At 66.2% G+C, this 13,281-nt stretch carries 4 protein-coding genes and 1 riboswitch; of the genes, 1 reads left to right on the top strand and 3 read right to left on the bottom strand.

Features of this window, described 5'->3' with window-relative positions:
• Positions 1 to 120 precede the first annotated feature (120 nt).
• Positions 121 to 1,722: a serine hydrolase gene (locus LSQ66_RS23420; RefSeq protein WP_407659651.1), complete on the bottom strand. Its 1,602-nt coding sequence runs from the start codon at positions 1,720 to 1,722 to the stop codon at positions 121 to 123.
• Positions 1,723 to 1,741: 19 nt separating this feature from the next.
• Positions 1,742 to 3,592: a M1 family metallopeptidase gene (locus LSQ66_RS23415; protein WP_231767567.1), complete on the bottom strand. Its 1,851-nt coding sequence runs from the start codon at positions 3,590 to 3,592 to the stop codon at positions 1,742 to 1,744.
• Between the two features lie 106 nt (positions 3,593 to 3,698).
• A riboswitch (yybP-ykoY riboswitch) is annotated at positions 3,699 to 3,868 on the top strand.
• 15 nt (positions 3,869 to 3,883) lie between these two features.
• Here LSQ66_RS23415 and LSQ66_RS23410 point away from each other — a divergent pair.
• Entirely contained in the window at positions 3,884 to 4,459 is a 576-nt protein-coding gene (locus LSQ66_RS23410; RefSeq protein ID WP_231767566.1) for a TMEM165/GDT1 family protein, read from the top strand.
• A gap of 51 nt (positions 4,460 to 4,510) precedes the next feature.
• Here LSQ66_RS23410 and LSQ66_RS23405 read toward each other — a convergent pair whose 3' ends face one another.
• Positions 4,511 to 13,102, bottom strand: coding sequence for a GH36-type glycosyl hydrolase domain-containing protein (locus LSQ66_RS23405; protein ID WP_407659546.1), 8,592 nt, complete (start codon positions 13,100 to 13,102; stop codon positions 4,511 to 4,513).
• Between the last annotated feature and the right edge of the window lie 179 nt (positions 13,103 to 13,281).

Raw genomic sequence — 13,281 nt, 5'->3', positions numbered from 1 at the left:
AGACAGCGGCAATGGACAGGAGCAGCTCAGTCATTCAGGGAATCCGATATTTTTGACAACGGACGCCATTATGCTGCAATTGCACATTGAACATTCTCTCTGAAACTCACTGTTACAGGTTTACTTGCCTTTCACCGGGGTGAAGGCCAGGTCCGCGAAGTCGTAGCTGAAATCGGTTTCGGAGGAAATCGGGGCCATTTTCATGCGCTCGATGCTGCCGTCCGGGTTCAGCGAGAAGGTCACGTAGGCGTCGGCATTGAAGTTGCGCTCCTTCCAGCGCACGATGAAGGTGTCGTGCTGGAAGTGTTCCAGTTCCCCCACCAGGTCCGGCGTGCGGGTGAAGACCATGACCTGCTTCTTGCCCTCGCGCTTGATGCTTACCTTGCCGTACCAGGCGTCGTTGTAGTCGCCTTCATAGGAGGCCAGCGGCAGCGATGGCTGGGACTTGGCCGCGCGTGCGGCCACCGCCTTGCCCTGCTTTTCCAGCTCCTTCTTGTGCATCTCCGCTTCCTGGTCCGCCACGGCCTTGATCCAGTCCGTCGGCGCGGCGCCCATATAGTGGTCGAGGATGCGCCATTGCAGGGCGTTCATCGAGCCGCTGTTTTCGGCGTTGGTGAAGATGGCGACGCCCAGCTTCTCCTCCGGCACCATCAGCACGCGCGAGTAGAAGCCCTGCAGCGCGCCGCCGTGCATCACGAGCTTGCGGCCGCGGTAATCCCGCAGGTTGAAGCCCAGGCCATAGGCGTTGAAGTTGGGCCGCGTGGCCGCCAGCACGCCTTTCGGATTCGGCACTTTCATCGGCGTCTGCGCCGTCCACATCTCGCGGCTCTGCGCTTCGCTGAACAGGCGCTTGCCGTTTTCCAGCTTGCCCTCGTTGAGCAGGGCGATCATCCACTTCGCGATGTCTTCCGCATTGGTGTTGATGCCCACCGCGCCCACGGCATTCGCCACGGGCATGGGCTTCACGACGGAGATCTTGTCGTTGATGCGGCTGTGCGGGGCGGAGAAGTCCGCCGCCTTCAGCATGTCGGCCACGCTGGTGGTGGTGCCGCTCATGCCCAGCGGATCCAGGATGCGGGAGCGCATGGACTCTTCCCAGGTCTTGCCGTCCTTCTGGGCGATGATCTTCCCGGCCACGATGTAGAGCAGGTTGTCGTAGGCGTAGCTGTTGCGGAAGCTGGTGGCCAGCTTCACGTAGCGCAGGCGGTCGATGATTTCGTCCGTGCTGAAGGTGGTGGTGGGCCACCACAGCAGGTCGCCCGCGCCCAGGCCCAGGCCGCTGCGGTGGGTCAGCAGGTCGCGCACGGTCATGGAATTGGTGACGTAGGCATCCGCCATCTGGAAGCCCGGCAGGTGCTTGTTGACCGGGTCATCCCAATTCAGCTTGCCTTCGTCCACCAGCATGGCCAGGGCGGCTGCGGTGAATGCCTTGGAGTTCGAGGCGATTTCGAACAGGGTCTTGCCGGTGACGGGAGCCGCCTCGCCCAGCTTGCGCACGCCGTAGCCTTTGGTGGCCACGACCTTGCCGTCCTTGACGATGGCAATGGCGATGCCGGGCACGTCGAAGGTCTTGAGCACCTTGTTGACGTCGGCGTCGAGGTCGAAGGCCGGCGCCGTGACAGCGGAGGCGGCGGCAGCGCCTTCCGGGGCGGCCATCGCTGGCGCGCCCACGGCGGCGAAGGCAAACAGCAGCATCGCTGCGAGAGGCTTTTTCAGGTACATGATCTTGGTCTCCATCGTTTTACTTTTTCATCTGCTTGTCTACCGAGCTCTGTGTCTCGGGGTGGTAGCGGGGACGGGCCTTCGCATACACTGAGCGCGCCCACGCCGCCTCGTTTGGATTCTGCAGCAGCGCCGTGTAGAGCGGCACCACGAACTTCTGGCGCCCAACGCTGAGCAGGAAGGCATTGAGCTCGTCGCGCACCCGGTAGCCCGCATGCACGGAAGCGAGGTAGAAGCGGAAGGCGATCTCGTTGTTGCTGCTGCGGCGCAGACTGAAGGTGTCGTCCAGCTCCTTGAGCTGGGCTGTGCTGGCCTTCCTGTCGATATCGTTCAGGAAGTGCATCCATTCCGCAGCGCTCCAGCCGCGGGCGCTCAGGTCGGCCGTCTGCACTTCGCCTTTCAGCCAGGCGTCACGCTGACCGTCCACTGCCGCGAAGCGGCTGGAGACCACGCGCCTGGCCGTTGCCGGGATGCCCGGGCCGTGCAGCCATTCATCCAGCTCCGCTTCCGGCATGATGTCCGGATGCTTCGACAGCAGGTTGGCGCGCAGGAAGGCCACGAACTGCTCGGTGGTGGCGGACTGGAAGGCGTGCTGGTCGAACCAGGCGCGCAGGAAGGGATCGAAGGCTTCGCGGCCGGCGCGCTGCTCCAGCGTGCGCAGGAACCAGGCGCCTTTCGGATAGGCCAGGCCTTCGTCCGTATAGCTGTCCGGGTTCACGTCCGGCTCGCGCGGAACGAGGGCCTGCTTCGCGGCGGGGATCTCCTTCAGCGAGGCGAGGGCTTCCTCCTGTTCCACCTGCAGGTTCATATCCGCCACTTCCGTGCCGTACAGGACTTCCAGGATGCGCGTGGTGACATAGGTGGTGAAGCCTTCGTTCAGCCACCAGTGCTTCCACGACGCGTTGGTCACGAGGTTGCCGGACCAGGAATGCGCCAGTTCATGCGCAATCAGGTCGTTCAGGCTGCGGTCTCCCGCGATCATGGTCGGCGTGAGGAAGGTCAGGCGCGGGTTTTCCATGCCGCCGATGGGGAAGGAAGGCGGCAGCACGATCATGTCGTAGCGCCCCCAGCGATATGGACCGTACAGGGCCTCGGCGGCGGCGATCATCTTTTCCGTATCCGCCAGCTCGAAGGCGGCGGCGTCCAGGCGCTTCGGCTCGGCGTAGACGGCGGAGCGCGGGCCGATATTGCGCACGCCGATCTCGCCGATGGCAATCGCCAGCAGGTAAGATGGAATGGGCTGCGGCATGCGGAAGGTCCAGCCGTCCTTGCCCGGTCCGTTCTGGTCGTTCTCGGCGCTCATCACAACGCGCATGCCGGAAGGCGCGCTCACGCGGGCGCTGTAGGTGAAGCGCACGGCGGGCGTGTCCTGCACCGGCGCCCAGGACCGGGCGTTGATGGTCTCGGACTGGCTGAACATGAAGGGGCGCTTGCCGGACAGGGTCTGGGCGGGCGTCATCCATTGCAGCGCGCTGGCGGTGGGGGCGGTGCGGTAATAGATGCGGACCTTTTCGGGCTGGCCCGGAAGGGCGATGCGAAGGGCCTGGCCCTTCTTCGCGTCGAACTTGTCCAGCATGTAGGAAGCGGGACGCCAGCGGCCGTCCTTCAGGACCTGCACGCGGGAGATGCTGAGCTGGCGCGTGTCGAGCACCAGGTTGCGGGCCGACTTGTCGATCCAGGTCAGGGTCAGTTCGGCGTAGCCGGAGAGAGTCTTGCTGGCGAAATCCGCCTTCAGGTCGAGGTGCAGGTCGGTGGTGCGCACCTGGTCGTAGCGGGCATAGCTCAGGGGGTCCTGCGCGTGGGCGCTGAGGGCCATCCCGACCAGTGCCAGCGTGGCGGCGAAGCGCCGCAAAGTGAAGGTTGTTCGCATGGGCTCTCTGATATTCGGTCGTGGGAACGCCCGCTCGTGGCGGGCGCGGTGGAGCATAGCATAGTGGGCGCACGCCGGGCAGAATCTGCGCCGCCATGCTATGATGCGGCTGTTCTTTGGGGAGTAGCCGCCTTCCGTCCCCGGAAGTAGCTGTGTCAACATCATCGGCCCGCAGGCCGTGGCGCAGCTGGCCGACAGGCTTGGCGAGACCATTGATCCCTGGGCGGCCGCTATTGGGCCGGAGCCGCCTGTGGATCACTGGTTAACCTTCCGGCCCTCCCTTTCAAACCCATGGATGCATTCTTTGTTTCGACCGGCATCGTTGCGCTGGCCGAAATCGGCGACAAGACGCAGCTGCTGGCCTTTGTGCTGGCCGCTCAATTCCGCCGCCCTCTTCCCATTGTTGCCGGTATTTTTGTTGCCACTATTGCCAATCACGCTTTTGCGGCGGCGGTCGGCGCCTGGATCACTTCCCTGCTCGGACCCGACGTGCTGCGCTGGGTGCTGGGCCTTGGCTTCCTGGCCATGGCCGCCTGGATCATGGTGCCGGACAAGCTCGATGATGCCGAGGCCAGACCTCCACGCTATGGCGTGTTCGTGGCGACGGTGGTCGCCTTCTTCCTCGCCGAGATGGGGGACAAGACGCAGATCGCCACCGTGGCGCTGTCCGCACGCTTCGAGGACATCGTGGGCGTGGTGGCGGGGACCACGCTTGGCATGATGCTGGCGAATGTGCCTGCGGTGTATATCGGGGAGCGGGCGGCGAACGCGGTGCCGCTCAAGCTGGTGCATGGGCTGGCGGCGCTGATCTTCTCTGTGCTCGGCGTCGCGACGCTTTTAGGGGCGGCGCAAGCTGTCGGACTGTAGGCCGGTGGCGGACTGGGACACCGGGGACAGACCCCGTACGGGGTCTGTCCCCTACATTGTCAGCTCGACGGTGTGGTCGGCGCCGTCGTCGGTCAATTCGATGATGTCGCGCGCCGTGCCGTCCACCAGCAGGCATGGTTCGCCGCGTGTGACGCGGATGGTGTAGCGGCTGCGGCCGAAGCGGTAGCTCAGGGTGAAGCCGGGCCAGCCTTCAGGGATGCGCGGGGCCAGCGCCAGGGTGTTCGCCTTGCGTGTGAGCCCCAGCAGCGATTCGAGTATCAGGCGGTACATCCATCCCGAAGACCCCGTGTACCAGCTCCACCCTCCGCGCCCGATGTGCGGCGACACGGCATACACGTCCGCCGTCACCACATAGGGCTCCACCTTGTACAAGGCCGCCGCCTCCGCGCTGCTGCCGTGCGAGACAGGATTGATCATGCGCATGAGCTCCCAGGCGCGCTCGGTGTCGCCCATCTTCGCGAAGGCCATCACGGTCCAGATGGCAGCGTGGGTATACTGGCCGCCGTTCTCGCGCACGCCCGGCACATAACCGCGGATGTAGCCCGGATTCAGGTCGGCCTTGTCGAAGGGCGGGTCGAGCAGCTGGATCAGGCCATAGTCGCGCCGCACGAGGCGCGCATCGACCTGCTGCATGGCCCCGCGCACCCGCTCGGGGTCCGCCGCGCCGGACAGGATGCCCCAGCTCTGCGAAATGGAGTCGATCTGGCATTCCTCGTTCTCGTGCGAGCCGAGCGGCGTGCCGTCGTCGAAGTAGGCGCGGCGATACCATTGGCCGTCCCAGGCATTCTGTTCGACGTTCGCCGCCAGCTTGCGCGCCTCCTCGCGGCACTCGGCGGCGAAGGCATCGTCGCCGCGCAGCACCGCCACTTCGGCAAAGCGCTGCAGCACTTCGTAGAGGAAGAAGGCCAGCCACACGCTCTCGCCCTTGCCTTCCTCGCCCACCTTGTCCATGCCGTCATTCCAGTCGCAGGAGCCGATCAGGGGCAGGCCGTGCACGCCGAAGCGCAGGCCGTTGCGGATGGCGCGCACGCAGTGCTCGTACAGGTCGCCCGATTGCGCTGAGCGGGCGGGCATGTCGTAGTAGGAGTCCTCGTCCGGCTTGACGGGCCGGCCTTCGAGGTAGTGCGCCATCTCGTCCAGCACCGAGAGGTCGCCGGTCGTGGCGACATAGCGCGCTGCCGCCAGCGGCAGCCAGAGATAGTCGTCCGAGCAATGGGTGCGCACGCCGCGGTCCGAAGGCGGATGCCACCAGTGCTGCACGTCGCCTTCCAGGAACTGGTGCGCGGCGCAGAGCACGAGATGGTCGCGCAGCAGCTGCGGTTCGGTGTGGACCATCGCCATCGCGTCCTGCAGCTGGTCGCGGAAACCGAAGGCGCCGCCGGACTGGTAGTAGCCGCTGCGCGCCCACAGGCGGCAGGCGATGGTCTGGTACATCAGCCAGCCGTTGGCGATGACGTCGAGCGCAGGATCGGGCGTTTGCACCTGGACGGCGCCGAGGGTCTCATTCCAGTGCGCACGCACCGCCTGCAGCGCATCGGAAGCGGCGCCGGCGCCGCCGTGCTTCTGCACCATGTTCGTGGCGTCCGCATTGCGCCGCCCGCCCAGGCCGAGGACGAAGACGATCTCGCGGCGCTCGCCGGGCTGCAGTTCGAAGGGCGCCTGGATGGCCGCGCAGCTGTCGAGGCCCGTGCCGACCTTGCCGGACAGGCGGGCCCGCTTCAGCGCCGCGGGGGCCGCCAGGCTGCCGTTCCGGCCCAGGAACTCGGTGCGGTCCGCCGTCACGGTGCGCGTCGCCGCATCGCAGCTGAAGAAGGCCACGCGGCCGGAGAACTCGGTGTTGTAGGCATTGCGCGCGAAGATGGCGCCGCTGACCGGGTCCTGCTCGGTCACGATATGCATGCCGGATTTCGAACGCATGTCGCCCAGCACCCACTCCACATAGCCGGTAACGGACAGCCGCCGCGCCACCGGCGAGTCGTTATGCACCTTGATGACCGTGTACTTGACCGTCGCTTCCAGCGCCACATAGCTGGTCATCTCTGTCGTGATGCCGACTTCCGTGTGTTCGAACACGCTGTAGCCGAAGCCGTGGCGCGTGACGTAGTGGCCCGCTCCACGCGCTGGCAGCGCGGTAGGCGACCAGAAATGCCCGCTCTGCTCGTCCCGCATGTAGAAGGCTTCTCCGCTCAGGTCCGAAACGGGGTCGTTGTGCCAGGGCGTGAGACGGAATTCGTGCGCGTTCTCGTGCCAGGTATAGGCCTGCCCGCTTTCCGATACAACGCTGCCGAACTGCGGGTTGGCCAGCACGTTGGACCATGGCGCGGGCGTGCGGTGGCCCTCGGCCGTCACGATGACGTATTCGCGTCCGTCATGCGTGAAGCCGCCGAGGCCGTTTTCGAGAATGAGGCCGTGCGGCAGCCGCGTCGTTGGGCCGGCGTCGTCGTATTCGCCGCGCGCATCGGAGAGCAAAGGCGGCATGCGCAGCGGCGGCGGGCCGGAGCGCTTGATCTGTTCGGCGAGCGTGCCCCGGCTGTCCAGCAGCACGGCGCGCGCCACCGTCTGCAGGAGGATGCGGTCTTCCGGCGATATCTGTTCCAGCGGACGCACGAAGATGCCGCCCGGGCGGTCGATGGCCTGCGCGTCGATGCCGGACGCGATGAGGCCCATGATCTGGTCGTGCAGGGCCTGGCGGTAGCCGGAGAGGTCTTCGTACCAGATCACCAGATCGACGACGAGGCCTTTCAGGCGCCAGTAGGCGTGGGCCTGCACCAGCTGGCGCGCCAGTTCGATATTCTGGGCGTCCTTGATCTGCAAGAGCACGATGGGCAGGTCGCCGGAAATGGCGTAGGCCCACAGGCCGGACTGGCCGCGCTGGTTCTTGATCAGCACACTGGCCTCCGCGCGCAGCGCGGGGTTCGGGTAGATGACGTGGTTGGCCAGGCGGCCGTAGAGCTGTGCGTCCGCCTCGCTGGCGTTCAGCTGGCGCAGCACCACCTGGCTGTGGGTCCAGGCGAGTTCGAAGACGCGGTCCGCCATGTGGCGGTCCTGGTATTTGTCGATCAGGTACTGCGCGGCTTCCCGCGTATCGGTCATGCCGGTGGCCACGTCCACCACTGCCGCCTGGTCGGGCTTGAGGGTGATGCGGTAGCGGATGGCCACCACTGGGTCCAGCACCGAACCCTGGCTTCCGGACAGCTCGCCCGGCTCCAGCATCGCGCGCGGTGCGCGCGCAGTGTTGCCGCGGCCGATGAAACGCGAGCGGTCGGTCTCGAAGCTGACATGGCTCACTTCCGCATCGTGCACCGTCATCAGGTGAAGCAGGAATGGCGTATGTTCGCCCTTGCCGCGCGGGCGCCGCGTGCACAGGATCGCGCTCTCATCCTGGATGATCTCTGTCTGCACGAACAGTTTGCTGAAGGCGGGATGCGCGGCGTCGGCCGCATGCGGCGCCATCACCACTTCCGCAAAGCTGGTGATCTCGATGGTGCGCGTGCGTTCGGACTTGTTGCTGATGCGCGTACGCCGCATCTCGATATCGTCCTCCGGCGAGACCACGATCTCGGTGTAAAGCTCGATGCCCCGGTCGCTGCGGCGGTATTCGGCGCGGCCTTCCGAGAAAATGATTTCCTGCCGCTCCGGCTCCGCCAGCGTCGGCTGGTAGGTGGTGGACCAATAAGCGCCGTCTTCCACATCGCGCACGTAGCAGAACATGCCCCAGTTGTCGCGCGTGCTGTCCTCGCGCCAGCGCGTGACGGCCAGGTCCTTCCAGCGGCTGTAGCTGCCGCCCGCCGCCGTCACCATGACGTGATAGCGGCCATTGGAAAGGAGCTGTGTTTCCGGCACCGTGGTATTGGGCTGGTTCAGTATGCGCATGGGCATGGCCTGCTCCGGCGTGGTGGCGCGGATGGCGGCCTGCTCGGCGCTGGTGGAGTAGAAGGCGCCCACCTGCGGCGTACGCTCCTGCAGCATCAGCAGCGCGGACTGCAGGATGGGATCGGACTCGAAGCGGCGCTGCATGGGCCGGTCGTTGAGCAGGTAGTTCAGCGCCAGCAGGCCCATGCCCTGGTGGTGCACCATGAAGGACTTGATGACATTGTGCGTCTGGCCGCGGGGCAGGCGCGCCGCCGTGTAGTCGATCGCCTCGTAGAAGCCGTAGCGGCCCATGAAGCCCAGCTCCGCCATCTTCTGCAGGTTCTGCGTGGCCGCATCCGGCGCCACCATGAGGCTCATCATGGTGGCATAGGGCGCGATCACCAGGTCGTCGCCCAGGCCCCGCTTCAGGCCGATGCCCGGCACGCCGAATGCGCGGTACTGGTAGTTCATCGCAGCGTCCACGATGCTGTAGCCGGATTCGGAGATCCCCCAGGGCACGTTGCGCTGCTTGCCGTATTCGATCTGGGCTGCCACCACCGAGCGGTAGGTCTGGTCCAGCAGGGTGCTGTCGTAGGTGGGCATCACCAGCAGCGGCATCAGGTATTCGAACATGGAGCCGCTCCACGACAGCAGCACGGGATGCCCGTGCACGATGCAGAGCTGGCGGCCCAGCGCGAACCAGTGCTCCTGCGGCAGCTGGCCTTGCGCGATGGCGACAAAGCTGGCCAGGCGCACTTCGGATGCGAGCAGGTCATACGCGCTGGCATCCAGGCGCCGCTCGCTCACGTTGTAGCCGATGGTGAGCAGCTTGGTGGTGCGGTTGTAGAGGAAGCCGTATTCCATCTGCGCGAAGCTGTGAGCCTGCTGGCCCAGGGCCTCAAGTTGCTGGATGCGGCTCCGCGCTCGTTCGGCGCCCAGCTCCAGCAGCACGTTGAGCTGCTGCTGGCGTTCGCGCTCTCCCGGCGCCAGGTCGGAAGGCGCGGCGGATGCGGGCGGATAGGCGGCCAGTTCGCGCAGGGTGGGAATGCGGCGCAGGTTCGCATCCGGCACGGTCTCCGGTGCGGCATTGGCCCATGGCGCGAGCCACAGCAGCTCTTCCAGCGCTGCATGGCACTGCGCGGCCAGCGCGGTGGCCCACATATGGGCGGCGATATCGGTGGCGAGCGAGGGATCGGCCAGGAAGCCTTCGGCCGCCGCAACCGCCCGCTGCAGCCAGGCGTGCAGGTCGAGCAGGTTGGCGGGATAGAGGAAGGCATCCGGCGCCAGCGCGTCCATCAGGGCCTGCAGCCCGGGCAGGGGCGGGCTGCCGCCTGCCATGGTCTCCTGCAGCACATGGCAGGTGGTGGCGATGCCGTCCATCAGTTGCGGCCCGGCGATGGGCTCATCGCAGATGCCGGCGAGGCCCGGCTGCAGGGTCAGGAGATGGCCCGCCAGGTTGCCGCTGTCCACCGTGGAGATATAGATGGGGTGCAGGGGCTTCAGGGACTGCGTGTCATACCAGTTGTAGAAGTGTCCCTGGTAGCGCTCCATCTGCGCCATGGTAGCGAGGGTGTTGGCGGTGCGGGTGACCAGCTGACCGCCGGTGATATAGCCGAAATCGTGCGCCGTGAGGTTCGCCAGCAGGGACACGCCGATATTGGTGGGCGAGGTGCGGTGGGCGATGACCAGCGAGGGATGCTCCTGCACGTTATCCGGCGGCAGCCAGTTGTCGTCCGGTCCAACGAAGGTGTCGAACCATGCCCAGGTCTTGCGCGCCAGCTTCTTGAGGAAGCGGGTCTGCTCCAGGTCGAGCTTCGCCTGCAGGCGCTCGATGGGACGGCTGATCCACCATGCCACAACAGGGGCGAGGAACCACGCCAGGAGGAATATCAGGGCGGCGTCGAAGGCCTCCGGCCGCCGCAGCGCAAAAGCCGCGCCTGCGGCCAGCGCCAGCAGCGGCGAGATCCACATGGTGCGCCAGCTGCCGGACATGGTGGTCCTGGAGCGTGCCAGCGCCGACGGACGCCATTGCAGCAGCCGCTTGCGCGACACGAGCATGCGCCAGAGCGTGCGGGCAATGGCATTGAGGCTGAACCAGGCTTCGTATGGAAGGAAGACCAGCATCAGCAGGCCATGGGCGAAATGCAGGCCGCTGCGCCGCAGGGAGGCCGGCAGGTGCTGGCGCCACAAGGTATCGGCAGGCTTCTTCGCCATGCCGTGCAGCGCGGCCAGCAGCGGCGGGAGGAAGATGATGGTGAGGACGGCGGAAGTCCAGAACCATGGGTGCGGCAAGGCCGCGAAGGCCAGCAGCAGGGACAGCGTGAGCGCCGGCGCTACGAGGCTGCGGCGCAGGTTGTCGAACAGCTTCCAGCGAGAAAGCGCGGACAGGGGATTGGGCTCGCGCTCGCCGCTGGCGCGCCGCACGCGGCCCACCAGCCAGCCCGCAAGCTGCCAGTCGCCCCGTATCCAGCGCTCGCGGCGGCTCACGTCGTCGCTGTAGCGGGCGGGATACTGTTCGTAGAGCTGCGCATCGCTGAGAAGACCGGCCCGCAGGTAGCAGCCCTCCAGCAGGTCGTGGCTGAGAATGCGGTTGTCGGGAAAACGTCCGCCCAGCACCTGCTCGAACATGTCCACGTCGTAGATGCCCTTGCCGATGAAGGAGCCTTCCGCGAACACATCCTGGTAGACGTCGGAGACGGTACGGGTATAGGGATCGATGCCCGGCTCGCCGCCGCACAGGCGTTCATACAGCGACGCGTTCTCGCTTGGCAGGCTTACCGCGACCCGCGGCTGCAGGATGCCGTAGCCATCCACCACGCAATTGCGGCGCGGGTCGATGCGCGGCTGGTTGAGGGGATGCCGCATGGTGGCCACGAACTGGCGCGCCGCGTCGCGCGGCAGCTGCGTATCCGTGTCGAGGGTGATCACGTATTTGACGGATCCCAGTCCGGCGACGTCGCCTTCCACCAGGGAGAACTTGTCGCGCGCGCCGCCGCGCAGGAAGCGGTTCAGGTCTTCCAGCTTGCCGCGCTTGCGTTCATGGCCCATCCATGCGCGCTGCGACGGGTTCCAGAGCCGCGGCCGGTGCAGCAGCAGGAAGGGCTGGCCTTCGCCCTGCTCCGCATACTTGGCGTTCAGGCGCGCGATGCCGGAGCGGGCCCGTTCCAGCAGGGCCTCGTCGTTGGGCAGCGTTTCGCTCTGCGCGTCGGCGAAGTCCGTGGCCAGGCAGAAGCGCAGGTTGGGATCCCGGTTGGCGAGGAAGCGCACCTCCAGCTGCTCGCACAGTTCCGCCACGTTCTCCGGACTGAAAAGAATGGTGGGGACCACGACGAGCGTGCGCGCATCGGAAGGTATGCACTCCTTCACATTCATGCGCGGCAAGGGGTGCGGGCGTGTCAGCAGGGTGGCCGCCCAGTTCACGACGGAGAGCGCAAGATGGCTGCTGCCCATGAGGCCCAGCACAGCAAGGACTGCCAGGGCGCCGTCACCCACGCCGTCGCGAACGGCGCGCTCCAGCATCAGCGCCGTCAGCGCGAGGGTAATGGCGCCGATGGAGCCCAGATAGGTGGCGAGCGGCGCGGCGCGCAAGGTCTGGCGCAAGGCCTCGCCCAGCGGCAGGCGCACGTTCGCTTTCTTCTGCAGCAGGTGCAGGCCCTTCCCGATCAGATAGAACCCGACGTGGCCATGACGCGGGTCCTCGCCGCCGCTGTGGGTGCGCGCCAGCTCCAGCGCCTGCTGCGCCACTTCGGTCTCGCTCAGTTGGGAAACGCGTGCCGTGGCCTCGATCACGTGCCGGTACTGGTCGCGCGTGGAGAAGTCCATGGACCCGTAGACGCCCGCGGGATCGCTGCGCAGCACCTGCTCCACGGAGCTCATGGTCTCCACGAACTCCTGCCAGTCCATCGTGCCGAGGAAGCGCAGGCTGCCGATGCTGTTGGCGATGGAAACCTGCTCCGCCGCCTGCTGCTGAATCTCGGTCTGGATCATCTGCTCGATGGTCTCGCCGGTATCGGCCAGGCGGTAGGAGATCCAGTTCAGGGCCAGCGTGAGCACGGGGCTCTGGCCCTGGAGGCGGCGCGCCATTTCGGCCACGAAGCCGCTCGTAACCGGCGGGTTGGAGCGCGCCATGTCCGCCACCAGCAGGATCACGCCGCTGGGGTTCTTTTCCGCGATCTCCACCATCTGGTCCGCCCAGCTGTTGGCCAGGTCGCGCTGGAAGCGGTTCTCGGCGATGCGAGCGGCCACGCGGCGCAGGTTCTCGATCAGCGCCAGGCGCAGCATGATCGGAATGGCCCACAGCTCGCCCAGCTTGAGCGGCGCGGTTTCCTGATAGGCCTCGATGAAGCGGCACAGGCTTTCCGGATCGACCCGGCCGTCGCCGTGCGCAATGACTTCCAGCGCCAGCTGGTAGACACGGGGCGTGCCCGGCTCCGCGCCCTTGGCCAGGCGCGGCAGTTCCTTGCTGTAATCCTTCGGCAGGTGGCGCCGCGCGATGCGGATCTGCTCTTCGATCAGGTAATAGTTGTCGAGCAGCCACTCGGAGGCGGGCGTGATCTGGCGCGTTTCCTTGACGGCCGCGGTGAGCTCCTCGCAGGTGCTGCCGATGACGGAAGCGTTCGCGCTCAGGCGCGACAGCAGGCGGTCGCCGCGTCCGCGCTTGCTTAGTTCATGCAATGAAGCAAGATGGCGGCCATGATTGGCCATCTGCTGCGCGCTGAAGAGTTCCGCGCGCAGGGGCAGGTCCTCGTTGTCTGCAGTTCCTTGTTGCAATGAGCCTGACGCCGATTCCCTGAAGCCGATTGCAGGATCGGCCCATAGGTGAATGTACTCTTTCAAAGGGGCCTCATGGGGAAGGCGGACCGGTTTCCCGCCGCGCAGCTTGCAAGTATGTTCCAAGCAATCTTAGGTGGGCGCACGCCTGCTCACCGTTCGCTAGCGTACATATGGAA

This window comes from Massilia endophytica, assembly GCF_021165955.1.
GTDB classification, from domain to species: Bacteria; Pseudomonadota; Gammaproteobacteria; order Burkholderiales; family Burkholderiaceae_D; genus Rugamonas; species Rugamonas endophytica.
This window is presented reverse-complemented; position numbering and strand designations above follow the sequence as displayed.